We start from the raw sequence: 24222 nt of genomic DNA, 5'->3' as shown, positions 1-24222 counted from the left end.
AGTCATTCGAGCCAATTATGGCTCGATTACTTATCAATCGGGCCGGAAAGGCAGTGACTTATCGAGCAATGTTCGTAACCCTAGAGAAGTAGACGTTGAGAGCAGTTCATCTCTCCGCCTGCCAAACCGATCGCGAGCAAGGTCGATCACGGCTCCCATCATGCCGCCGGGTCGAGAGAATCGGCGGCACGCGGGGCCGGCAGCAGGATTCTGTCGACAGGAGGACGGTACCGATGTCAGCCCCTCTGGATGAACTTCACCGCCAGCACGAGACAAACCCGCAGCCCAACGTGTCCCGACTCAATTCGGTCGGCCGGACCGTCCCGCAATCCGCCGGGTCGCAGCCCCACTCCCATCTGAGACGCCTCGCCGTCGTGGTCGCCGAAGGCGATCTGTTCGACGCCGCACTGGTGGCCCTCATCGAGGGGGCCGGCTACGGCGCCACCCTGGTCGAGCCTGGGCAGATTCCCTCCCTGCGCAATCCCGCCGTCCTCCTGGTCAGGTCGCCCGGCTCGCTCGCTAAGGTCCGGCGTGCGTCGATGCTGCGCAATGTGCGCGTCGTCTTCCTCGGCGACGGGATCGCCTCCCGCGACCACATCCGCATCTCACCCCGTTCGCCGGGCGCCGAATCCGCATTGCGTCAGGCCCTTGCCGCGATCGTCGGCCCGCCCGATCAGCAGTCGACCCCGCACGCGCCCGCCGACCGCGTGCGGGTGACCGAACGCGAGCGCGAGATCCTGCAGACCTACACCCTCGGCGCCACACTCCGCGAGACTTCGCAGGCACACCAGATCGCGGAGAGCACGGTCCGCGAGCACTACCGCCGCGTCGTGCGTCGTTACGAAGAAGCCGGGCGACCCATCGGCAACAAGGCCCAGCTCCTCCTCGAGTTCATGGCCGACGGTTGGGTTCGCCCCTGAGAACGTCCTGGTCAGGGACCTAGTACCCACGACGCCGACTCGCCGGGCGCGCAGACTGGAGGTATGAGGTCAACACCGGGCCTCCGCCGCCCGCTCACCATCGCTGCCGGATACCGACGTACCTGGGCCGCTGCGCTGCTGGCTGTCGTCGAGTTGCTCGTCGCGTATCAGGCGATCGACGGTGGTCTGGCGCTCGCCGACGACCGGTGGAAGATGCCTCGGGAGTGGCTGCAACACACGCCGTTCGACAACTGGACCGGCCCCGGCCTCGTACTCATCGCAGCGATCGGCGTGCCACATGCGCTCGCGGCACTGGCCGTCGTCGTCCTGCCTGTCGACGCCCGGCTCGGCATTCTCGGGGGTCTGCTGAGCGGCGCGTCGTTGGTGGCATGGATCGGCATCCAGACCGCGCTGCTCCAGATCTTCTTCTTCCTGCAACCGGTCATCGTCGTACTCGGGATCATCGAGATCTGCCTGGCGATCCTATGGCGGTGCACGCTGTCGCGCCGCCCGGTACCGCGGCCCGACGACCCGTATCCGACTCGCCCCCTGTCCGCCGCGTCGAACCGGGACCCGGAATGAGGAGCGGCCCGATCATCGCAGGTCTGCTGGCTTCGACCGCGTGTTCCGCCGCTGCGTACTGCGCCTGGGTCCGGCCGTGGGTGATGACCTGGGGCGCAACGGACGAGGAGGTGGCCGCAGCACTCCCGGGCGACGAGTTCCTGCCCGACGCCGACGGTGTGGCCACGCGCGCGATCACGATCGACGCACCACCGGACGCGATCTACCCGTGGCTGGCCCAGATGGGACCGTCGCCGCGGGGCGGCGCTTACACCTACGACTGGATCGAGAACCTGCTCGGGCTCGACATGCACAGCACCGACCGGGTGCTCGAGGAGTTCCAGCATCCGGTCGTCGGCGAGACGATCGGTGTCGGACCCGAGGCCTCCCGCATCGAGATCGCCGACCCCGGCCGCGCATTCGTCACCCGGACCACCGACGGTGACTGGGTGTGGTCGTTCACCCTGGTCCCCGACGGCGACTCGACGCGGCTGATCAGCCGGAACCGCTTTCGGCTGCCCGGGCTGGGCAAGAAGCTGGCGATGATCCCGATGGAGCCCGGGTCGCTGATCATGGAACGCAAGATGCTCCACGGGATCAAGGAGCGGGCCGAGGCTCTCGCGCACGCCGGGTGACCTCGCAGGTCGCGCCGGGTCCACGGGACGGCGCGCCGGTCGTGGCACAGTGAGAGGGTGCTCCTGCCGACGTTGACCCCCACTGCCCCGGACGATCCCGAAGTGATCCGGATAGGTGAGGATCGACTGTCGCGGGAAGACCTGGTCGGTGCGGCCACCGCTGTCGCGGAACGGATTGCCGGTGCGCGCACCGTCGCGGTTCTGGCGCAGCCGACGGTCGAGACCGTTCTCGCGGTGGTCGGCGGTCTGATCGCCGGTGTGCCGGTGGTCCCGGTGCCGCCCGACTCCGGTCCGCGCGAACTCGCCCACATCCTGGCCGATTCCGGCGCACAGGCCTGGCTGGGACAGGGGCCGGCCGACGCCACACTGCCGGTGGTCCCGGTCCGTCGCTACGCGAAGTCGTGGCATCGGCATCCCGAACCCCACGCCGATTCGACGGCACTGATCCTCTACACCTCCGGCACCACGGGGCTCCCCAAGGGCGTGCCGATCACCCGTCAGGCCATCGCGGAGGGACTCGACGCACTCGCGGATGCCTGGCTGTGGACCGCCGATGACACACTCGCGCATGGCCTTCCGCTCTTCCACGTTCACGGGCTCATCCTCGGCGTTCTCGGGCCGCTCCGCCGAGGCGGCCGGTTGATCCACACCGAGAAGCCGACCGCGGCGGGATATGCCTCCGCCGCCGAAGCCGGTGCGTCGATGTTCTTCGGGGTCCCGACCGTGTGGAGTCGCGTCGGCGCCGATCCCGAAGCCGCCCGAACGCTCTCCAGCGCACGCATTCTCGTGTCCGGCAGTGCCCCACTGCCGGTTCCCGTCTTCGACCGTGTCCGCGAACTCACCGGGCGCGAGATCGTCGAACGCTACGGCATGACCGAAACCCTTATCACCGTCAGCACCCGGGTCGACGGCGAGCGTCGCCCGGGCTGGGTCGGACTTCCCCTCGCGGGAGTCGAGACTCGCCTTCGCGAGGGCGACGCCGACGTGCCCCACGACGGCGAATCCGTCGGCGACCTCCACGTCCGCGGACCGATGATGGCGTCGGGCTACCTCAACCGACCCGACGCCACCGCCGAAGCCTGGCTCGACGACGGCTTCTTCGCCACCGGCGACGTCGCCGTCATCGACCCGGACGGCATGCACCGCATCGTCGGCCGCCGGTCCACCGACCTCATCAAGTCCGGCGGCTTCCGCATCGGCGCCGGGGAGATCGAGACCGTGCTCCTCGCGCACCCGGCCGTACGTGAAACCGCGGTGATCGGCGTCCCCGACGACTATCTCGGCCAGCGGATCGTCGCGTATGTGGTGGCCGACGAGGTCGACGACACCGAGCTCATCGATTTCGTCGCCGGCGAACTGTCGAACCACAAACGCCCCCGCGAGATCCGGTTCGTCGACTCACTCCCCCGCAACGCCATGGGCAAGGTGCAGAAGAAGCTGCTCGGCTGAGGGCTTGCGAATCATGCCCGGCGGCCCGCACCGAAAAGCGCCCCTGAAAAGCACCCTCGGTGGCGGTGCCGGCGGTGACATAGTGTCGTCGGGCGGGCTGTGGAGGGTGGAGATCAGGGGTCGATTTCAGGGGCGGTTTCCGGCGGCGGCGCGGTTGCGGTGGTACCCCTTCCGGACCGCGGCCGCGATGTCGGCGTACGTGGCCTCCCAGTGGCTGAACACCTGCGCGTAGGTGAGTCGCATCGGTAGATAGCCCAGCGGGATGAGCTTGCGGGACCTGACGCGGTCGCTTTCGTAGTCCTCCTCGCCGGTGTGGTGGGCCCGGCTGTCGAGTTCGATCGCGAGCCGCTCACCGACGAGCAGGTCGATCCAACCCACCCCGGGCACGTGATGCTGCACCTCGACGCGTAGCCCGGCACTCCTCAGCCTCAGGCGTGCCGCAGTCTCGGTTCCCGACGCCGCGAGCCGGTTGCACCTCTCGATTGCGTTCTTGATCGCGAGTGGGGCGAGTCGGAACTCGGAACGGAGATCGTCGTGGGTCAGCTTGCCGTGATGTAGTGCGGAGTCACACAGGATGACGAAGCCCTCCTCGTCGAAGCACCGTGCGGCGTACTGCAGTGCGGTCGCGACATCGTCGACGGCGGCCAGAGCCGGAGTCGGGCGGCCGTGGCGTCGGCAACGGTCGGGGGACCGACGTCGTTCGTACCGCGTCACGCGCGCATGGGACTCGACGGGATGGTCGGGAATCCACAATCCGTGGCGGAGCAGCGCACTCGCGCACGACACGACGGCGTGGTCGGCCACCGCCGCAACCACGTCGGGGTCGGCATCGGGAACCCGAAACCATCCGTGCCGAATCCGTTGGATCGCACCGGTTTCGACGGCGCGTCGAGTATCCGGCGTGGTCTCTCCGGATTCGAGCAGCTGGCGGGTCGACACCACACCCCCGAAGCGCTCGATGAGCTGGTCGTAGTCCATCGGTTCAGTGTCAGGTGCTGGGGACTCGATCGAGCGTGGCGTCCCGGGGGGTGTGGATAACTCCGCTGGAAACCGCCCCTGGAATAGACCTTCCACAACCGACTCGATGACACTACTATGTCGCCGGCGGCGCTACGGAGGGCGCATTCCGGGGGCGGATCTCAGGGGTGCATTTCAGGGCGGATCTCAGAGAGCCCGGTGATCAGTTGGCCCAACCCCGCTCACCCATCCAGCCCGTGATGATGCCGACCGCCTCCTTGAGGTGCGGGATCTGTTCGCGCCCCGAATAGTAGTGCGTCGCACCGGTAATGGTGTGCAGCGTCTTGTCGGGGTGTCCGACGGCGTCGAACAGTCGGTGGGTGTGACTGGGCGTGCACGCGTTGTCGGCCGAGTTGCCGATGACGAGGGTCGGGACCTCGAGATCGGCGGCGCAGCGCGGACCGTCGCCGTGGGCGTCGTCATAACTCCACTGCGACAACCAGCTTCGCAGCGTCGTGAAGCGCGCCAGGCCGACCGGACCCATGTTGACGATGCGCGGATCACCCAGGTAGCAGCCCAGTTTGCGGTCGCTCGGGTCGACGGACAGGTCCAGCCACCGGGGGTCGGCCATGGTGCCGTGGACGATGAAACCGCGTTCCATCAGCGGCTCGCCACGGCCGCGGAGGTCGGCGAGTTGTTCCTTCACCCACGCGGTGATCCGGCGGTTGCGGTCGATCTGCGCTGCCCGGTACCGCTCCAGGAACTCCGCGGTGTACGGCGGCTGGTTCGGGTTGGCCGGGTTGTAGAGATCGAGCTCGGGATCGCGCTTCTCCGGGTCGGTTTCGTCGAGGATCGAGGGGTCCATCCACTCGGTCAGCGTTCCGTGGCGGGACACGTGAGCGGCGAGGAGCATCATGCCGTCCGCCGCTGGGAGATCGAGTCGGGTGAGGTCGGGCGACTCGCCGGCCGGTGTCTCGGTGACCGTCGCGTGCTGCGCCTGCTGCTGGTAGTACAGCGACAGCGCACCGCCACCACTCCAGCCGGCCAGGATCACCTTCTCGTAGCCGAGGCGCTCCTTGGCGTCCTTCACGCAGGCGCCGAGATCCTGGACGACCTTCTCCATGATCAGCGCACTGTCGACGCCGCGATACCGGCTGTTGCAGTAGATGACGTGATGCCCGGCGCGGGCCAGCGCGTTGGTCATCGGCAGGTAGGCACCACCGCCGATCGGGTGCATGAAGATGATGACGTTCTTCGACGCCACGCCGACCGGCTTGAGGAGGTAGCTCTCCAGGACGACGCTCTCGGTGACACCGCCATAGGTGTCCTTGTACGCCGACGTGTCGTCGAAGACGACGAGGTAGGGAATGCGCTCGTATTCGTGGCGCGGCAACGTGTTCGGCGACGTCATACCTGTGCCTCTTCCTGGACCTCGGCCTGCGCCGACTCGGTCATGACGGGGGTCGCGATGAGACGACGACGCGTGTCGATCGCGATGACCTTCCACTCCACGCGGTCGAACTCGTCGAACTTGCGGCGCGACCGCTCGCGGGCGCGTTCGGGGATGCCGTGGTGGATGCCCTGCGGCGCATGCGAGATGAATCCCGGCGGCATTCCGGCGCCGAACAGGCTGCCGCCGTGGAAGAACGCGATCTCGTCGAAATCGGTGTTGCGGTGATACCAGGGCAGGCGCTCGGCACCCTTGCGGGCCTCGGCCGGGCGTGGCAGGAAGTTCATCACATACACCCCGGTGGCCTGCATGAACAGGTGAACGGTCGGCGGGAGGTGCACCGACTCTGAGGTGATGACGTCGTAGTCCTCGAGGTTGAAGGTGAACGGGAAGAGATCCCCGCGCCAACCCTCGACGTCGAGCGGGTGGAAGGGATAGAACAGCGTCGTCTGTCCCTCGCGCTGACGGAAGCGGACCTCGTACTCGTCGCGTCCGTCGCCCTCGAAGACCTCGGCTTCCGGGACGCCGACCAGTGACGAATCGAACGGGAAGAACCGTCCGAGGACGCCCGGTTCCGGCACCCGGTACTCGTCGACCGCCTCGATGATCAGCAGCAGGGACTGGTCGTCGGGGATCTGCCGATACGTGCACCCCTTGGGGATGTAGATGTAGTCGCCCGGCCGGTAGGGCAGCCGACCGAACTCGGTCTCGAAGTAACCGCTGCCCTCATGGACGAAGATCAGCTCGTCGCCGTCGACCGGGCGGAACCAGAACGGCGCGGCCTGGCCTCGACGGCTCAGCGAGATGCGGCAGTCGTCGTTGTAGAACATCAGCAGCGGCTCACCCGACGGGTCGATCTGGTCGGTCGGGGTCAGCTCGGTGACGAACCGGTCGACGCCGGTGTGCGTCCCGACCGCGCGGAACTGCGTCGGATCGTTGCGGCGGTAGAGGTGCGCAGTGCGTCCGGTGAACCCGTAACGACCGAGCTCGTCGTCTTTGAGGCCCTCGAGGTCGCGGTGGACCTGTCGCGGTGTGCGACCTTTCCGGTGCTGGATGAACGATTCCACTGGCTGACTCCTGTGTGAGTATCGGGAGAGCGACGGGCAGGCGCGATCACCTGCACGGGAACACTCCCCGACGGTTCCCGTGCAGCTTTTCTGATGCTAGATTCAGGTTCAGAATATGACAAGGACCACACCGTTCATCCGGACCTTCTCCGACCAACGTGAATGCGTGGTTCGATGAACTGATCAGTCCCCGGAAGGAGTACTCGGTGCCGCCGACGAACAAGGGACGTCAGACCGAGGCCGCGTTTCTCGACGCGGCGCGGCGTTGCTTCGCCGACAAGGGCTATCTGAACACCAAGATCTCCGACATCGCGGAGGCCGCGGGACGCTCCACCGGCTCGTTCTACAACTACTACGACAACAAGGATCAGCTCCTCGAGGCACTGCTGGATCAGTTCAGCGACGAGGTGGTCGAGGGTTCCCTAGCGACACGACACAGCGATCCCGAAGCCGGCGTGCGTGCCGCGGTCACCGCCTATTGGACGACCTACAAGAAATACCTGCCCGAGATCATCGGCCTGTTCCAGATGTCCATGCTCGACGACGAGTTCCGGGATCGCTGGCACGCCAACCGGGCGTCGGGGATCAAACAGGTGCTGGCGGGTCTGCACAGCGCGGAACGCGCCGGATACGACGTCGGCCTCCCCCTCGAGCCACTCGCGTCGGCATTGGTGAACACCCTCGAGTCCTCCTGCTGGTCCTGGCTCGCCGTCCGCGGAGGCGTGGTCGGGTCGATCCCCGATGACGACACCGCGATCGACATCCTCACCACCATCTGGTTCCGTACGGTCTACCGGTCCGCTCCGCGCATCCGACGCTGATCGCGGACAGGTTCTGGCCCTTGCGCCACGTCGGCGACGGTTGTGATGCTGGGACGCATGACGATCGACGTCCGGCCCGCGACGGTCTTCGCCGACATGGCGACGATCCTCGGCCCCAATAAGCCGACCTCCAACGTGTGCTGGTGTCTCAGCTACCGCATTCCGAGCAAGGAGAATCAGGCGCTGGTCCGCCAACAGCGCGGCGAGTACGTGAAGGAACTGTGCGACAGCGGCATTCCACTCGGCGTCCTCGCCTACGAGTCGACGGACGACGGCGAGGACGTGGTCGGCTGGGCGGCGGTCTCACCGCGAGCGGACACGACCTTTGCGACCAGCCGCACGATCCCGCACGTCGACGACCTCCCGGTGTGGTCGGTCTGGTGCATCCGCGTCCGACCGGGCCACCGCAAGCGGGGGATCGCACATGCGCTCCTCGACGGCGCGGTCGAGTTCGCCCGGTCGAACGGGGCGCCGGCCATCGAGGGGTATCCCGTCGACAACCACGGCGAGAAGGTCGATCTCACCATGGCGTACGTCGGCACCCGGGGACTGTTCGACAAGGCAGGCTTCACCAAGGCCGCCGACACCGGCTCGGTACTGAACGGATTCCCACGCGTGCTGATGCGGAAGTCGTTGGGGTGAGGGTGTCCAGCTCACCGTCCGGGACGTGAATCCACCCCTCGCGCAACGCAACCGGCCGGTCGTCCGGGGAGGGAAGCGTCGTGGAGCCCAACTCCGCAGCGCGGGCGATCAACGCGGTGATGACGGCGTCGAATGCGTCGTCGTCGCTCCGCATCTGACCGATTCGCTCGCCGAGCTCCAGCCACGGTGCTGCAGTCCGGAGTGCATCGACGAGTTCGGTCAGCACGGTTCGATCGGCTGCGCGTTTGTAACCACGAGAGGTCAGTCCCCAGCGTTTGAGTGCGCCGGCGGGATACGCCTCGACGGCCCAGCCCTCGACACGATCCTCGACGCCCAGGTCGGCGAGGAGTCCCGCGCAGCGGAAGGCGACGTGGGCGATCTGATCTGCCGACACACTCAGAGGTCGGCCGAGGCCGGATTCGGCGATCCACCGGTCGGTACGACGCAGCGCGAGCGGGCGTCGATTGGCGATGTCGTCGAGTTTGCGGCCGGGAACCAAACCGCCGCGGTGATGTGCGACAACGAATTCCACGAAGTCATCGGGCCAGCCGAACGGCGAGTCGATCCCGATGCGCGTGGCGCCGTCGACGAGGCGTCGGATCTCGGCGTCATCGGCTCCGACGACCAGGTCCACCAGCTCGGTCCGGTCGTCGAACCAGTCGAGGACCGCGACCGCGGTCTTGGCCGGCGATGCGGACAGGTCGACACCGACCGTCCGCATCGCCGCGGTCATGCTCAGATGTTGCCGTCGAGGAACTCGGCGTAGGCGGGCAGATCGAGCTGGCCGTGACCGGACAGGCCGATGACCACGACCTCTTCCTTGTCACTGTCGGCGACGTGGGCCGCACAGGCCGCGATCGCGTGGGTGGACTCCGGGGCCGGGACAATGCCCTGCGCCCGGGCGAACTGCACGCCCGCGGCGAACGCGTCGTGCTGTGTGATGGCGACGCCCTCGACCAGTCCGAGCTCGACGGTGTGGCTCAGCGCCGGCGCCATGCCGTGGTAGCGCAGGCCACCGGCGTGGATCGGGTCCGGGACGAAATCCATTCCGAGCGTATGCATCTTGAGCAGCGGGGTGAGACCGGCGACGTCGCCGTGGTCGTAGCGGTACTCGCCCTGCGTGATCGACGGGCACGCGGCCGGCTCGGCGGCGACCACGCGCGGGTTCGACCGTCCGTGCAGCTTCTCCCGCAGGAACGGGAACGAGAGTCCGGCGAGATTCGAACCGCCTCCGGCACAACCGAAGACGACATCCGCACCGCCGGCTTCGACGGCGTTCAGCTGCTCGACAGCCTCTTGACCGATGACGCTCTGATGCAGCACGACGTGGTTGAGCACGCTACCCAGGGCGTAGCGGGTGTCGGCGTTCGCAGCGGCCACCTCGACCGCCTCGCTGACGGCCATGCCGAGGCTTCCGCTGGTGTTCGGGTCCTTGGCGAGCATCGCCCGGCCCGACTCGGTCAGGTCCGAGGGGCTCGGGTGGATCGTGCCGCCGTAGGTGCGGATCAGGAAGCCGCGGTACGGCTTCGAGCTGTACGAGGCGCGGACCTGCCAGACCTCGACGTCGATGCCGAACTGCGCGCCGGCGAAGGCGAGTGCGCTGCCCCACTGGCCGGCGCCGGTCTCGGTCGTCAGCTTGGTGACGCCGTCGAGGCTGTTGTAGTAAGCCTGTGCGACAGCGGAATTGGTCTTGTGGCTGCCGACCGGGCTGACGCCCTCGTACTTGACGTAGATGCGCGCCTTGGTGTTGAGCGCCTCCTCGAAGCGGCGGGCGCGGATCAGCGGCGAGGGACGCCACATCTTGTAGATCTCGCGGACGGGCTCGGGGATCTCGATGTAGGTCTCGCTGGAGACCTCCTGCGCGATGAGCCCGGCGGGGAACAGTGCGGCGAGGTCCTCGGGGCCCACCGGCTCCTTGGTGCCGGGGTGCAGGTGCGGGGGAATCGGTGTCTCGAGCTCGGCGGCGAGGTTGTACCAGTGCGTCGGCACACCGACCGTCACCAGATCGGGATTGGTGGCGTCTACTTGCGTCGTCATGGGTTGACACTCTAGTGCGCGAGGTCGGCGGCGTACCCCGCCCGCGGCATTATCAGGTCACGATTTGGGGCGCCGGTATTCCTGACGGGGTCGGCCGGTGGTTCCGTACTGCAGCGACATCCGCAGGCGGCCCGCGGCGACGAGATTGGCCAGGTGTCGCCGGGCAGTCGGAGCGGCGATCCCGACCTCGCGTGACACGTCGTCGGCGAACAGTGCGGTGCCGGGGTCGACGAAGAGGTCGAGGATGCGCTGCTCGGTCGGCGACCCGGATTCCGACCGTTCCGCCGCGCGGGTGCCGAAGCGCAGCGCGGACAGCGCGGCGTCGACCGCGTGCTGGTCGACGTTCTCGCCGCTGAGGACGCGACGGTACTGCGCGTAGCCGGCGAGGCGGCGGGCGAGGTCGGCGTCGTCGAAGGGTTTGATCAGGTAGGCCAGCGCACCGGCGCGCATCGCGGTGCGGACAGCGCTCGCGTCGTTCTCGGCGCCGACGATGAAGCAGTCACAGTCGAGTTCGGCGACCAGGTCGATGCCGGAACCGTCGGGGAGGTAGACGTCGAGGAGTGCGAGGTCGATGTCGGGATGATCGACGAGGGCTCGTCGTGCTTCGGCCACGCTGCCGACCCGCGCACGGACGCTGAAGCCGCGCACAGCGTCGACGATCGTCGAATGCAGTGCGGCGACCCGGAAGTCGTCGTCGACGATCAGGACGCCCAGATCCCCTGTCATCACCTTTGCACTTCCTCGTCGGGCTCGGGCGCGATGATGCCCGGGAGCCGGGCGACGAACAGTGCGCCAGGCGGATCATGCTCCGGTGCCGGGGACCGTTCGCCGCCGGGGTCCGCGACCCACAGGTCTCCCCCGATCCGGCGTGCGACCTGCCGCGCGAGGGACAGGCCCATCCCCCGACCACCGGGCACGTGGTCGCCGGGTTTGGTGGTCGCTCCCTCGGCGAAGACCTCGTCGGGATCGTCGAAGGAGATTCCCGGACCGGAATCGCCGACCGATACGAACAGGGTGTCGCCGTCGGCGATCAGCTCGACCTCGACGATCCCGTCGGCCTGCCCGCTTACTGCCTCAAGTGCATTGTCGATGAGGTTGCCGACGACGGTGGTGGCGACGACGGGTTCGGTGAGTGTGCCCTGCAGCCAGGTCTGGTCGCCGAGGCGGAGCGTGACGCGACGCTCCCGCGCGTGGGCGGCTTTCGCGTCGAGGAAGGCGTGGAGGTGGGGTTCGCGGACGTTGCCCAGTCCGGCGAGCAGCGCGCCGCCGGGGCCGCTCCCGAACAGCTCTTCGAGGTAGTCGAGCGCTTCGTCGGCATGGCCGTGGCGTAGGAGGCCGGCAAGGACATGCATTCGGTTGGCGGTCTCGTGACGCTGAGCGCGGAGGGCGGCGCCCATCGACCGGATGGAGTCGACCTCGCGACTGAGCGCTTCGACGTCGGTGCGGTCGATGACCGAGAGGACCATGCCGAGGTCGCGACCGTCGGCGTGCACCCGATGGGAGCTGACCAGGACGACGCGGTCGCCGACGGTGGCGGCGAGCGGCTCGTCGGTGGGCGTGGCCAGAACGGCCGCGATGCGGGGGGTGAGTCCGAGGTCGGCGGCCTTCGTCCCCACCGGAGCGTCGATGTCGAGAAGCGCGCGGGCCTTGTCGTTGACGACCCGGACGATGCCGTCGGCGTCGACGGCCAGCACTCCGTCGGCCATCGCGTGCAGTACCGCGCCCTGTTCACGAACGAGTTCGGCGAGTTCGTCGGACTCGAGGCCGAGGGTGAGCTTGCGCCAGCGCCGGGCCAGCATGACCGATCCGAGTGCGCCGATGCCCAGTGCGGTCAGCGCGAGGAGCGTCGTGGCGATGATGTCGCTGCGCGTTTCCTTCGCGAGCCGTTCCGTCGAGACGCCGACGCTGACGAAGCCGACGATGCGACCGCCGGGGTCGAAGATCGGGACCTTCGCCCGGACGGACTCGCCGAGGGTGCCCCGGTCGGTCGCGACGTCGTCGGAGCCGGCCAGCGCCTTCGACGGGTCGGTCGACACCGGTTTCGCCAGTTCCGCGACCTCAGGGTGGGCGAGTCGGATGCCCTGGTCGTTGCCGATGACGACGAACAGTGCGCCGGTCCGTTCCCGAACCGCGGCCGCCTGGCGTTGCAGCGGGCCGTCGACGAGATCGTCCGCTTCCACGGCTCGACCCTGTTGAGCCGCCACCGCCACGCGGACCCCGGTGTCGGCGGCCACCGAACGAGCTATCGCCAGGGCTCGCTGGGCGTACTCGTCGCGGACACGATCGTCGGCCCCGGCGATGACGAGACCGAACCCGACCGCGAGGCTGACCGCGAGGACAGCGAGCTGCAGCAGCAGCACCTGCGTCCGTAAACGCATGACGTCAGCCTAGTGGCGGCGCTGAATGCAGCGCCGCCACCGACATCGATTCGCTCAGAACGGGATGGCTCCGACGAGCACGCCCGCACCGAGCATGACCAGGGAGACCACCGTCGCCCGCCACAGGACCTTCTTGTGATGGTCGGCGAGGGTGACGCCGGCCAGCGCGACGAGCAGCAGGATCGCCGGGACCAGCGGACTCTGCATGTGGACCGTCTGACCGGTGATGGACGCGCGAGCCATCTCGGTTGGGTCGATGCCATAGCGCGTCGCGGTCTCGGACAGGACGGGCAGCACACCGTAGTAGAAGGCGTCGTTGCTCATCAGGAAGGTGAACGGGATCGACAGGACGCCGATGACGACGGCCATGTGCGGACCCATCCAGTCGGGGATGCCGTCGGCGAGCCAGTGTGCGATGGCGTCGACCATGCCGGTGCCGTTGAACACTCCGGTCAGCACCGCGGCGGCGAGGACCATGGCGACCACCGACACGATGCTCGAGCTGTGCCGGGTGATGGCCGCCTGCTGCTGTTTGACGTGCGGGAAGTTGACGGCGAGGGCGATGCCGGCGAAGACCATGAACAGCACGGGGATGGCGAGGATGTCGGCGCCGAGGATCGCCAGCAGGGCGACGGTGAGGCCGGCGTTGAGCCACAAGAGCTTGGGCCGGAGCGTTTCCCGGTTCGGGTCGAGGACGCCGGAGAACGACTGGTCGCGACCCGGGGTCTCGTCGGCTTCGGAACCCGTTGCCGTCGAATCGATTTCCGACGATCCGCCGGTGCTGCGTCGGGGCGGGGTCGGCGGAAGGGTCGTGCCGGTGCCGGCGGCGACCAGGACCTCTTCACGCGGAGCCAGCAGCGACTCCTTCATCTCGAGGGTGCCGATGCGGCGACGTTCGAGGACTCCCAGGTGGTAGGCAAAGAGGAGTACGACGGCCAGCGCGGCGCCGAGCGCAGGGATCATCGGGACGAAGACGTCGTTGGTGTCGATGTTGAGCGCACTCGCGGCGCGGGCGGTGGGACCACCCCACGGGAGGATGTTCATGGTGCCGTTGGCGAGACCGGCGACGACGGTCAGGACCACCGGGCTGACACCGAGTTTCACGTACAGCGGCAGCAGCGCTGCGGTGGTGATGATGAAGGTCGTCGACCCGTCACCGTCGAGCGAGACGACCATCGCCAGAACCGCGGTGCCGACGACGAGCCGGGCCGGGTCGTCGTGCACCGCGCGGATGACGAGGCGGACCACCGGGTCGAAGAGCCCGACATCGATCATGATCCCGAAGAAGATGATCGCGAAGAACAGCATCGCCGCGGTGGGTGCGAGGTCCTTGATGCCGTCGGTGATCATGTCGCTGATGTCGAGGCCGGCACCCGCGAACAGGCCGAACGCAACCGGGACGAGGATCAGCGCCACCACGGGCGTGGCCCGTTTGGTGATGATCAGGACCATGAAGGTGGCCACAATTCCGAGGCCGAGTGCTACCAACATTGTCTAGCTCGATTCTGATGTGGATGTGAGGACGACCACATTTCGGTGGCCACATCAGAAGTGTTGGGGCAGACGTCGACACAGTCACGCTTGAGCGCATAAGTATCGTTTCGCGCGTTTTGCTCACCTCCGCGATCGGTAGAAAGCGTGGGGACATGGCGCGCATGTTCTCTACGAGATTCCTAATCGGGGAGCATCGGTGCGTCGTCGCCGTGATGACGGCCGATGAGTACGGCCCGGGTGACGGAGTCCCGGCCGAAGCGATCCCGCAACAAGTCCATCGTGGCGTCGAGCTGTTCGGCATGATCAGTGTCGAAGGGCAGCGTCAGCTGGATGTTGTCGTGGTCGTCGAGATTGGTCAGCGACAACCCGACGAGGGTGCAGCCGCGCTCCCGGATGATCTGCATCGCGTCGGCGAGGAGGCCGCGCGCCGACGCCATGATGAGGTCGGTGCGGTCCGTGGCCTCGACCAGGGTGCGCGACCTGGTCGCGCGGGTGAAGTCGTCGAAGCGGAGCCGGAGAATGACTGTGCGACAGACCCTTTCGGCGGACCTGAGTCGCCTGCCGAGACGTTCGACGATCGCCGTGATGGTCGCCTCGAGGTCGGCTTCGGACTTCGGGCGGCGACCCAGCGCACGCTGTGAACCGATCGACGAACGGCGCTTTCCGGTTTCGACGCGACGCGGGTCCTGCGCCAACGAGAGCGCGAAGAGGTGGCGACCTGCTCCTGATCCGACGATCGCACTCAGTGACCGCTCACCCATCTCGGCGAGTTGACCCACCGTCTCGACCCCGGCGTCGTGCAGCTTGGCCTCGGTCACCGGCCCGACGCCCCACAACCGACGCACCGGAAGAGGATGGAGGAAGGCGAGTTCGGTGCCGGGCGCGACGATCAGCAGACCGTCGGGCTTGCCGACGGCGCTGGCCACCTTGGCCAGGAACTTGCTGCGCGCGCCGCCCACGGTGATCGGCAACCCGACCTCGTCCCGTACGCGTTCGCGGATCGTCGTGGCGATGTCGTGCGGGGTGCCGCTGATCCGGCCCAAACCGCCGACGTCGAGGAACGCCTCGTCGACCGAGATTCCCTCGACGACCGGAGTGGTGTCGTGGAAGATGTCGAAGACCTCGCGGCTGGCCTCCATGTAGGCATCGAACCGGGGACGCACCACCACGGCGTCCGGACAGAGGGCGCGCGCCTCGTGCCCGGGCATCGGCGACCGCACCCCCTTGGCCTTGGCCTCGTAGCTCGCGGCCAGCACGACTCCCCCGCCGACCAGCACCGGACGTCCGCGCAAGGACGGATCGTCGCGCTGTTCGACCGATGCGTAGAAGGAGTCGAGATCGGCATGCAGGATCGTCGCCTCCTGGCGCTCCCGGCGCTCGATCCGCATAGAACATATGTTCGCATACGGGTCCGACAACTCCGCCCTGCGGCGATGACACTCGGCCTGGCCACCTCAGGTCGGTTCGGACTCGTCGATCTCGTCGAGCACGCAGTCGCGGATCGCTTTCAGATCCATCTCGTACCTCACTCCGCCGGCGTTCTCGTACTCGACGAGTCGCGTGGCGGCCCGATCGTGGAGGCGTCGGGCACCGACAGCATTTCCGCGTCGATGATGCGTCAGCGCCACGCAGAGCTGGGCAAGCCCCTGCCACAGGGGACGTTCCTCGACCGGACAGGACTTCCATCGCGTCTCGAACACCTCGTGCGCGGAGAACGGCCGGCCGTCCTCGAGCAGCCGCCGCGCGAATGCGATCGTCTCGTGCGGTGGCAACGGCTCCTCGGGCACCGGCTCGACGCCCGCCGCACCGTACGGCAGCGGGCGACCCAGTTCGTCACGCGGCCGAGCCTGTCGGGCGCGACCGCCGGGATCCCGATCTCGGTCTTTTCCCATGGCCACATCTCCATCGCGTCGATCTCCGATTCGTGCTGTCCTTCGACTCTGACAGACGCCCTGGGCAGGTGCCGGACGCGGCAGGGGGTGCTTGCATCACAACCCCCCTCGACCGTCATCCTGATGAGGTGATGACCCCCACTTCGAACACCGTCGACGGAGTGCTGCGCCGCACTGCCGCGAGATTCCCCGACCGCGCCGCCCTGCATTTCGGCGACGACACCCTCACCTACCGCGAGCTCGACGACGCCGTGACCCGCGCCGCCGCGCACCTTCTCTCCCTCGGTCTGGCCAAGGGCGATCGCGTGGCCGGTTACGGCACCAACTCGCACGCCTACGTGATCGGCTACCTCGCCGCAGCGCGTGCCGGGCTCGTCCACGTGCCGATCAACTACGCCTTGCGCGCCGGCGAACTGAGCTACCTGCTCGAGCAGTCCGGCGCCCGGGCCGTGCTCGTCGACCCCGCTCTGACCGACAATCTCGACGCCGTCATCGACGTCGTGCCGGCCGAGTTCGTGCTCCCCCTGCGCGACGCCGACGACTCGCTGTTCACCATCGCGACCGCGGGAGACGTTCCCCCACTCGACGTCTCGGTGGAGGACACCGACCTGGTGCAGTTCCTCTACACGTCGGGCACGACGTCGAAGCCCAAGGGCGCCATGATGACCCACCGCGCGCTGATCCACGAGTACACCTCGTCGATCATCGCGCTCGACCTCGACGCCGACGACAACCCGCTCATCTGCATGCCGCTCTACCACTCGGCGGGCATGCATGTGTTCATGCTTCCGTACCTCGCGGTCGGCGCCACGATCCGGCTGATGCCGGCACCCGACATCCCCGAGATCCTGCGGCTCGTCGAGGAACACCGGATCGGCTCGCTGTTCCTGGCACCGACGGTGTGGGTGCCGCTGGCCGCGCACCCCGACCTCGCGACCCGCGACCTGTCGTCGCTGCGCAAGGCGCAGTACGGCGCGTCGATCATGCCGGTCACCGTCCTGCAGCGCCTCCGCGAGCGTTACCCTGACCTCGGCTTCTACAACTGCTTCGGTCAGTCCGAGATCGGCCCGCTGGCAACGGTTCTCCGCCCCGATGAGCACGACGCCCGCCCCGCCTCGTGCGGCCGTCCGGTCTTCTTCGTCGAAACCCGCGTCGTCGACGCCGACGGCAACGACGTGCCGGTCGGCGAGCCCGGCGAGATCCTGTACCGCTCGCCGCAGCTGTGCCAGGGCTACTGGGACAACCCGACCGCCACCGAGGAGGCCTTCCGCGACGGTTGGTTCCACTCCGGCGACCTGGTCACCCGCGACGAGGAGGGTTACGTCACCGTCGTCGACCGCATCAAGGACGTCATCAACACCGGCGGCATCCTCGTCGCCTCGCGCGAGGTCGAGGACGCGATCTACACCCACGACGCCGTGGCCGAGGTCGCCGTCATCGGCACCCCGGACGAGAAGTGGATCGAGGCGATCACCGCGGTCGTCGTGCTGCGCGCCGAGGCCGTGGTCACCGAGGCCGAGCTGATCGACCACGTCAAGCAGCAGCTCGCGCCGTTCAAGGTCCCGAAGCTGGTGAAGTTCGTCGAGGAACTGCCGCGCAACCAGAGCGGCAAGCTCCTCAAGCGGGAGCTGCGCGCCTGAAATCGTCCGCTGTTCACCGAGATCAGGTTGCGTTTCGCCCCGCTCGCCGAGGGCAAACGCAACCTGATCTCGTCCGGGGACCACTACCGTGGACCACATGACCGAGCGCACGAGCACAGGCCACGAAGTCGACATCAAACCTCGCAGTCGCGACGTCACGGACGGTCTGGAGAAGACCGCCGCGCGCGGCATGCTCCGCGCGGTGGGCATGGGCGACGACGACTGGGCGAAACCCCAGATCGGTGTCGGGTCGTCGTGGAACGAGATCACGCCGTGCAATCTCTCGCTCGACCGCCTGGCCAAGGCCGTCAAGGACGGCGTGCACGAAGGCGGCGGATATCCGCTCGAGTTCGGCACCATCTCGGTCTCCGACGGCATCTCGATGGGCCACGAGGGCATGCACTTCTCGCTGGTCTCCCGCGAGGTGATCGCCGACAGCGTCGAGACCGTGATGAGCGCGGAACGGCTCGACGGCTCGGTCCTGCTCGCCGGCTGCGACAAGTCCCTGCCCGGCATGCTCATGGCCGCCGCCCGCCTCGATCTCGCCTCGGTGTTCCTCTATGCCGGGTCGACGCTGCCCGGCTACGCGACGCTGTCCGACGGCAAGGAACGCCAGGTCACCATCATCGACGCGTTCGAGGCGGTGGGTGCTTGCTCCCGCGGGCTGATGAGCCGCGAGGACGTCGACACCATCGAGCGCGCCATCTGCCCGGGTGAAGGCGCCTGCGGCGGGATGTACACCGCCAACACGATGGCAAGCGCCGCCGAGGCGCTCGGGATGTCGCTCCCGGGCAGCGCCGCTCCCCCGGCCCCCGACAAGCGTCGCGACCAGTTCGCCCGGCAGAGCGGGGCGGCCGTCGTCGAGTTGCTGCGCCGCGGGATCACCGCGCGCCACATCATGACCCGCGAGGCCTTCGAGAACGCGATCGCGGTGGTGATGGCCTTCGGTGGGTCCACCAATGCGGTCCTCCACCTCCTCGCGATCGCCAACGAGGCCGAGGTCGAGCTCTCGCTCGACGACTTCATCCGCGTCGGCGCACGCGTCCCCCACCTCGCCGACGTCAAGCCGTTCGGCCGGCACGTGATGACCGACGTCGACCGCATCGGCGGTGTGCCGGTGGTGATGAAGGCCCTGCTCGACGCCGGCCTGCTGCACGGCGACTGCCTGACGGTGACCGGCAAGACCGTCGCGGAGAACCTCGCGCACATCGCGCCGCCGGATCCCGACGGGCAGGTCCTGCGCGCCACCAAGTCGCCCATCCACCCGACCGGCGGCATCACCATCCTCAAGGGATCGCTCGCCCCAGAGGGGGCCGTGGTGAAGTCGGCCGGTTTCGACTCCGACGTGTTCGAGGGCACCGCAAGGGTTTTCGACCGTGAACGGGCTGCGATGGACGCCCTCGAGGACGCCACGATCACCGCAGGCGACGTCGTCGTCATCCGCTACGAAGGACCCAAGGGCGGTCCGGGCATGCGCGAGATGCTGGCCATCACCGGCGCCATCAAGGGCGCGGGACTCGGCAAGGACGTGCTGCTGATGACCGACGGCCGGTTCTCCGGTGGCACCACCGGGCTGTGCGTCGGCCACGTCGCGCCCGAAGCGGTCGACGGCGGGCCGATCGCGCTGGTCCGCGACGGTGACCGCATCCGGCTCGACGTCGGGCGCGGCCTCCTTGACCTCATCGTCGACGACGCCGAACTCGAAACCCGCGCCAAGGAGTTCACTCCTCTGCCGCCGCGGTACACCCGTGGGGTCCTGGCGAAGTACTCGAAGCTGGTCACATCGGCGTCGCAGGGCGCCGTCTGCCGCTGACGGCACCCCCGGCGAGCCGCATTCCCAGGGAAACCGGTCAGTCGTCGACGACGATGACGTTGACGTCGATGTTGCCGCGGGTGGCGTTGGAGTAGGGGCAGACCTGGTGGGCGCGGTCGGCGAGGGCCTGCGCCTGGTCCTGAGGGAGGTCGGGGATGACGACCTCGAGCGTGACAGCGAGCTGGAAGCCGCCCTGCTCGTCGGCGCCGATACCGACCTTGGCCCCGACGCTCGAATCGCCGAGCTTGGCCTTGGCCTCGCGAGCCACCGCCTGCAGGGCGGAGTGGAAGCAGGCGGCGTATCCGGCAGCGAAGAGCAACTCGGGATTGGCGGCACCGCCGGCACCACCCATCTCGCGCGGAATGGCGAGGTCGGTGTCGACGAAGCCGTCGGTTGTGCGGACGTGCCCGTTGCGCCCCGCGCCGGTGGCCAGGGCTTCTGCGGTGTAGAGGGTGTTCATGATCGTCTCCTTCGACGGTTGGTGATGACGGACTCTTGATCAGTTACGCGGCTGTCTGCCGCGCGCCTGATCGGTGACCTTGTGCGCCAGCGCATGCAGCGTCGACGCCTCGTCGTACGTGAGGTCCAGGTTGTCCACCAGGCATCCTTGGATCCGGCCACCCTGGCTACGCAGCGCATCCCCTTTCGGGGTCAGGTGGACATGGACCACGCGGGCATCCTCGACCGAGTGTTCGCGGGTGATGTGCCCGGCCCGCTCGAGACGCCGTAGAAGCGGCGACAACGTGCCGCTGTCGAGCTGGAGCCGCTCGCCCAGATCCCGCACGGTGAGCCCGTCGTGTTCCCAGAGGGCGAGCAGAACGAGGTACTGGGGGAACGTGAGACCGAACTCGGACAGCACTTCCCGGTAGAGGCCGGTGACAGCCCGGGTAGCGGCATACAGCGAGAAACAGAGCTGTCGGTCGAGCGGCTCCGGATTGGTGGGCACCCCCAAAACAGTAGTGCACAACTTAATTGTGCACAACCTAAGTTCCTTGTCGGCGGCGGCAGCGCCATGCGTCTCCGGGTCGCAGTTTGATCGACGGCCTTCCGGGACATGACCAAGATGTGCATACTTCGTTCATGACAACAAGCGATGTCACGGACCTCCGCCTCGCTGCCGAGGGCGGAGGAGCGGCACTCGACCAGGTGTTCCTGATGTCCGCAGCAGCCGGAGTGGTGTCCATCGGACTGCTCTGGATTGGCTACCTGCATCGCACGCACAAGATCACGTGGCTGACCACCCTCGCCGAGGGCCGCGCGCCGCGTCAACCGGCCACCGTGGGCGGCCCTGCCGATCTTCCTGTTCACCAGCACCATCATCTGCGCCCTGTTCGGCTTCCTCTGGGACGTCAGCCTGCACATCGGTGACGGCCGCGACGAGGGACCGCTCGCCAACCCGGCGCACTACTTCATCCTGGTCGGCCTGTTCCTGCTGTTCATCTCCGGCATGCTGTCGGTCTTCCTGCCCTTCGAGAAGCCCGGACGCTCCGCGATCAGGATCACCCGCAACTGGTACGCACCGGTCGGCGGAATCCTGTTGGCAGGCTGCGGCTTCTACGCCCTGCTGGGCTTCCCGCTGGACGACGTCTGGCATCGCATCTTCGGTCAGGACGTCACGCTCTGGGGTCCGACCCACCTGATGCTGATCGGCGGTGCAGGACTGTCCCTCATCGCGGTCGTCATCCTCGACCGCGAGGGCAGGGCCGCGATGGGCGCCGACCTCCCGCCGGACGGACGAGGACAGTGGATTGTCCGCTGCCTCGCCTTCGGCGGCCTTGTGATCGGCATGTCGGTCTTCCAAATCGAGTACGACTTCGGCGTCGAGCAGTTCCGGCTCGTGCTGCAGCCGATGATGATCGCCGGTGCCGGCGCATTCGCGCTCGTCGCCGCGCGGATCAGCCTCGGACCGGGCAGTGCGCTCGTCGCCGCGGTGTTCGCGATCCTGCGGCGCGGTGTGGTCGCGGTCGTCGTCGGGCCCGCGCTCGGTGCGCCGATCAACGTGTTCCCGCTGTACCTCGGCGCGGCCGTGGTCATCGAACTGCTCGCGCTGACGCCGCTGTTCAAGCGGCGCGTGCTCTTCGGCGCGGTGGCGGGCCTGGGCGTCGCGACCGTCGGACTCTGGATCGAATCCTGGTGGATCGCGGCCGCTTACCCGTTCCCGTGGGTGACCGGCATGTGGGGAGAGGCCCTGGCCATGGCCATCCCGGTGGGCGTGGCCGCGGGTCTGTGCGGTGCCCTGCTCGGCATCGTCTCGGTCGGTGAGCGCCTGCCCCGACGCTGGATCAGCATCACCGCCGTCGTGCTCTCGGTGGTGGTGATCGGCGGTGCCGTCGCGAACGGTCTGCGCGTCTCCGTGCCGGCGGACATGACCGCACGAGTCGTCCTGACCCCGGCCGGAGCGAACGACGCGGCCGAGCAGAACGTCACGGCCGAGGTCTTTCTCGACCCGTCGGACGCGATCAGCGGCGACCCGGAGTGGGTGACGCTGATGTCCTGGCAGGGCGGCACCGACAACGACCGCGGCATCGTCATCGACCGACTCGAGCGGGTCGGCCCCAACCACTTCCGGTCCACCGAACCGATGCCGGTGTCCGGGTCGTGGAAGACGATCCTGCGTGTTCAGGACGGGACCACAATGGCCGGTGTGCCGGTGTACCTACCGGCGGATCCCGCGATCGGCGCTGAGGGTGAACCGGCGCAGCAGACGTCGACCAAACCGTTCGTCGCGGAGATCTCGATCCTGCAGCGGGAGCGCACCTTCGACTATCCGTCGTGGCTGTTCGGCGTCGCATCCCTGGTGGTTCTGGTGTGTTCCCTGCTGCTCATCGCGGCGTTGTCGTGGGGAGCCGGCCGGGTCAACTCCCACGAGACGACCTCGGGTGCACGGGAACCCGAGTTGCAACCGCAGCCATGATCACCGCCGCTTCGGGGCCGGTGGTCCTGCACCTCGCCACGCATCCTCTGATCCTCGCGCTGCCGGCGGTGATCCCCGCGTTCATCCTGGTGGGCGTCATCGTCGCCATCGCGATTCACGATCGTCGTCGAGGGGATGACGAGGACGCCGACGATCTGATGGAAACTCCCACCGACCCACCGACCCGGAACGAGGCCGATGACCCCCGCCGTGAGGCCGACTGACACCCTGCTCGCCCACGGACTCGGTGGATCGGAGTACCTGCCCGTCCCGCTGACCGCAGTGTTGATCGGCGGCGCCTGGGCGTTGACGATCTCCTTCGCGGTGATCGCCTTCGCCTGGCGCACACCGAGATACGGTCGGGCCGACGCCGGAAGCGAGCTGCCATGTGGGTGACCGCCACGGTGGACAACTCCTGGGTCCGCGGGGTGATCGCCGGTGCCGCCCTGGTGCTGGCCGTCTGGTTGGTGCTCGCCGCGTTCGGCCCCGACACCGACGAGAACCCCCTACCGGGCGCGTTCTACGTGCTGCTGTGGGTCGGCATGACGGTGCTGTCCGCGCTGATCGGGCCGGTCTGGCGGTTGCTGTCGCCGATCCGCACCGTGCTGCGGGTCGCCCGCCGAGTCCTCGGCCCACGGGTCGTCGGCCTGACGGCGTACCCCCGCCGCCTCGGGTGGTTGCCGGCCGCGTTCGGTCTGTTCGCCTTCGTCTGGCTGGAACTGGCCTCACCGGATCCCGGTTCGGTCTCGACGGTACGGATCTGGTTGCTGTGCTACCTCGTGATCACCCTCGTCGGCGGCATCGTCTGCGGACTGCGGTGGACCGACAACGCCGACCCGTTCGCGGTGTACAGCACGATCGCCTCCCGGCTCTCCCCGTTCGCGAAGAACGCCGACGGCAGAGTGATCGTGCGCAGTCCGATGAACTCGCTGACCACCCTGCCGGTGCTACCTGGCACCGTCACCGTCCTCGCAATCCTGCTCGGGTCCACCGCCTTCGACAGTTTCTCGGCGCTCCCGCTGTGGCAGGAGTTCGTCGACGAGCGCGCCGACGGCAACCAGACGATCGCCACCCTGCTCTCGACCGTCGGGCTGCTGGTATTCGTCGGCGTTGTGGCGGTGACGTTCTGGTCGGCGGCCCGCGCCGTCGGTGGGGTGAAACCCGACCTGCGACGCCGCCTACCCGGTCTGATGGCGCACTCACTCATCCCGATCGTGATCGGCTACATCCTTGCCCACTATTTGCAATCGCTCGTCGAGCAGGGACAGGAAGCCCTTCTGACCCTGGGCGATCCGCTGGGACGGGGATGGAACCTGTTGTGGCTGAGCGATGCCCACCTGGTGTACATCATGTCCGATCACCCGACCGTCACAGTGACGCTCAAGGTCGTGTTCGTGCTCGGCGGCCACATGCTGGGAGTGGCCGCGGCCCACGACGCCTCGCTTCGGCGACCTTCCCAAGCGACATCAGCTGACCGGTCAGCTCACCATGATGGTCACGATGGTCTTCTACACGTTCCTCGGTCTGTACCTGCTGTTCGGCGGGTAGAGCC

At 67.9% G+C, this 24222-nt stretch carries 21 protein-coding genes and 2 pseudogenes; 11 read left to right on the top strand and 12 right to left on the bottom strand.

Annotation, left to right across the window (positions count from 1 at the left end; all coding sequences use genetic code 11):
• Positions 1-233 precede the first annotated feature (233 nt).
• From C5O27_RS05120 to C5O27_RS05105, 4 genes are all read left to right on the top strand, one after another.
• The gene (locus tag C5O27_RS05120; protein WP_006361074.1) at positions 234-920 is read left to right on the top strand and encodes a helix-turn-helix transcriptional regulator; all 687 of its coding nucleotides are present in this window, start codon (positions 234-236) and stop codon (positions 918-920) included.
• A 63-nt stretch (positions 921-983) separates the two neighbouring features.
• Positions 984-1502, top strand: coding sequence for a hypothetical protein (locus tag C5O27_RS05115; protein WP_127962079.1), 519 nt, complete (start codon positions 984-986; stop codon positions 1500-1502).
• Positions 1499-2116 (top strand): SRPBCC family protein, encoded by a 618-nt coding sequence (locus C5O27_RS05110; protein WP_006361076.1) that lies wholly within the window; start codon positions 1499-1501, stop codon positions 2114-2116. Before C5O27_RS05115 ends, C5O27_RS05110 begins: the two co-directional genes overlap by 4 nt.
• 57 nt (positions 2117-2173) lie before the next feature.
• Positions 2174-3565: an acyl-CoA synthetase gene (locus tag C5O27_RS05105; RefSeq protein WP_127962078.1), complete on the top strand. Its 1392-nt coding sequence runs from the start codon at positions 2174-2176 to the stop codon at positions 3563-3565.
• Positions 3566-3691: 126 nt separating this feature from the next.
• On the opposite strand, the gene C5O27_RS05100 is transcribed toward C5O27_RS05105, so the two are convergent.
• The 3 genes from C5O27_RS05100 to C5O27_RS05090 form a co-directional block, all read right to left on the bottom strand.
• The gene (locus tag C5O27_RS05100; RefSeq protein WP_127962077.1) at positions 3692-4543 is read right to left on the bottom strand and encodes a type IV toxin-antitoxin system AbiEi family antitoxin domain-containing protein; all 852 of its coding nucleotides are present in this window, start codon (positions 4541-4543) and stop codon (positions 3692-3694) included.
• Positions 4544-4745: 202 nt separating this feature from the next.
• Positions 4746-5933 carry an alpha/beta fold hydrolase gene (locus C5O27_RS05095; protein ID WP_127962076.1) on the bottom strand — a complete coding sequence of 396 codons (1188 nt, stop codon included), beginning with the start codon at positions 5931-5933 and terminating at the stop codon, positions 4746-4748.
• A complete protein-coding gene (locus tag C5O27_RS05090; RefSeq protein WP_075863120.1) occupies positions 5930-7039 on the bottom strand; it encodes a homogentisate 1,2-dioxygenase in 1110 nt (369 codons plus the stop codon). The genes C5O27_RS05095 and C5O27_RS05090 overlap by 4 nt, the downstream gene beginning before the upstream one ends.
• A gap of 206 nt (positions 7040-7245) precedes the next feature.
• On the opposite strand from C5O27_RS05090, the gene C5O27_RS05085 reads away from it, so the two are divergent.
• Positions 7246-7860 (top strand): TetR/AcrR family transcriptional regulator, encoded by a 615-nt coding sequence (locus C5O27_RS05085; RefSeq protein WP_006361081.1) that lies wholly within the window; start codon positions 7246-7248, stop codon positions 7858-7860.
• A gap of 57 nt (positions 7861-7917) precedes the next feature.
• Entirely contained in the window at positions 7918-8502 is a 585-nt protein-coding gene (locus C5O27_RS05080) for a GNAT family N-acetyltransferase (protein ID WP_040004452.1), read from the top strand.
• On the opposite strand, the gene C5O27_RS05075 is transcribed toward C5O27_RS05080, so the two are convergent.
• From C5O27_RS05075 to C5O27_RS05045, 7 genes are all read right to left on the bottom strand, one after another.
• Positions 8429-9235 (bottom strand): DUF429 domain-containing protein, encoded by an 807-nt coding sequence (locus tag C5O27_RS05075; protein ID WP_006361083.1) that lies wholly within the window; start codon positions 9233-9235, stop codon positions 8429-8431. The two genes, C5O27_RS05080 and C5O27_RS05075, sit on opposite strands and share 74 nt — an antisense overlap.
• A 2-nt stretch (positions 9236-9237) precedes the next feature.
• Positions 9238-10539 (bottom strand): TrpB-like pyridoxal phosphate-dependent enzyme, encoded by a 1302-nt coding sequence (locus tag C5O27_RS05070; protein WP_006361084.1) that lies wholly within the window; start codon positions 10537-10539, stop codon positions 9238-9240.
• A 57-nt stretch (positions 10540-10596) separates the two neighbouring features.
• On the bottom strand, positions 10597-11265 hold the full coding sequence (locus C5O27_RS05065) for a response regulator (RefSeq protein ID WP_006361085.1): 669 nt from the start codon (positions 11263-11265) through the stop codon (positions 10597-10599).
• Positions 11265-12917: an ATP-binding protein gene (locus C5O27_RS05060; protein WP_127962075.1), complete on the bottom strand. Its 1653-nt coding sequence runs from the start codon at positions 12915-12917 to the stop codon at positions 11265-11267. Before C5O27_RS05060 ends, C5O27_RS05065 begins: the two co-directional genes overlap by 1 nt.
• Before the next feature lie 54 nt (positions 12918-12971).
• Positions 12972-14408 carry a CitMHS family transporter gene (locus tag C5O27_RS05055; protein ID WP_127962074.1) on the bottom strand — a complete coding sequence of 479 codons (1437 nt, stop codon included), beginning with the start codon at positions 14406-14408 and terminating at the stop codon, positions 12972-12974.
• Between the two features lie 182 nt (positions 14409-14590).
• Positions 14591-15799 carry a DNA polymerase IV gene (gene dinB, locus C5O27_RS05050; protein ID WP_127962073.1) on the bottom strand — a complete coding sequence of 403 codons (1209 nt, stop codon included), beginning with the start codon at positions 15797-15799 and terminating at the stop codon, positions 14591-14593.
• A gap of 66 nt (positions 15800-15865) precedes the next feature.
• On the bottom strand, positions 15866-16303 hold the full coding sequence (locus C5O27_RS05045; RefSeq protein ID WP_075863116.1) for a DUF309 domain-containing protein: 438 nt from the start codon (positions 16301-16303) through the stop codon (positions 15866-15868).
• 131 nt (positions 16304-16434) lie between these two features.
• Between C5O27_RS05045 and C5O27_RS05040 the strand changes: the two genes are divergently transcribed.
• Both C5O27_RS05040 and ilvD read left to right on the top strand, forming a co-directional pair.
• Positions 16435-17943: an acyl-CoA synthetase gene (locus tag C5O27_RS05040; protein ID WP_075863115.1), complete on the top strand. Its 1509-nt coding sequence runs from the start codon at positions 16435-16437 to the stop codon at positions 17941-17943.
• 97 nt (positions 17944-18040) lie between these two features.
• Positions 18041-19756: a dihydroxy-acid dehydratase gene (gene ilvD, locus C5O27_RS05035; RefSeq protein WP_127962072.1), complete on the top strand. Its 1716-nt coding sequence runs from the start codon at positions 18041-18043 to the stop codon at positions 19754-19756.
• A 37-nt stretch (positions 19757-19793) separates the two neighbouring features.
• Here the strand turns inward: ilvD and C5O27_RS05030 are convergent, their stop codons facing one another.
• Both C5O27_RS05030 and C5O27_RS05025 read right to left on the bottom strand, forming a co-directional pair.
• The gene (locus tag C5O27_RS05030) at positions 19794-20216 is read right to left on the bottom strand and encodes an organic hydroperoxide resistance protein (protein ID WP_035753956.1); all 423 of its coding nucleotides are present in this window, start codon (positions 20214-20216) and stop codon (positions 19794-19796) included.
• Positions 20217-20255: 39 nt separating this feature from the next.
• The gene (locus C5O27_RS05025; protein ID WP_035753955.1) at positions 20256-20702 is read right to left on the bottom strand and encodes a MarR family winged helix-turn-helix transcriptional regulator; all 447 of its coding nucleotides are present in this window, start codon (positions 20700-20702) and stop codon (positions 20256-20258) included.
• 134 nt (positions 20703-20836) lie between these two features.
• On the opposite strand from C5O27_RS05025, the pseudogene C5O27_RS05020 reads away from it, so the two are divergent.
• The 3 genes and pseudogenes from C5O27_RS05020 (at position 20837) to C5O27_RS05010 (ending at position 24218) form a co-directional block, all read left to right on the top strand.
• A pseudogene (locus C5O27_RS05020) lies at positions 20837-22670 on the top strand (hypothetical protein).
• Positions 22667-22894 carry a hypothetical protein gene (locus C5O27_RS05015; RefSeq protein ID WP_127962071.1) on the top strand — a complete coding sequence of 76 codons (228 nt, stop codon included), beginning with the start codon at positions 22667-22669 and terminating at the stop codon, positions 22892-22894. Before C5O27_RS05020 ends, C5O27_RS05015 begins: the two are co-directional and overlap by 4 nt.
• A pseudogene (locus C5O27_RS05010) lies at positions 22869-24218 on the top strand (hypothetical protein). The gene C5O27_RS05015 and the pseudogene C5O27_RS05010 overlap by 26 nt, the downstream one beginning before the upstream one ends.
• Positions 24219-24222: the final 4 nt, after the last annotated feature.

The organism is Gordonia alkanivorans, from assembly GCF_004011905.1.
Taxonomy (GTDB): Bacteria; Actinomycetota; Actinomycetes; order Mycobacteriales; family Mycobacteriaceae; genus Gordonia; species Gordonia alkanivorans.
This window is presented reverse-complemented; position numbering and strand designations above follow the sequence as displayed.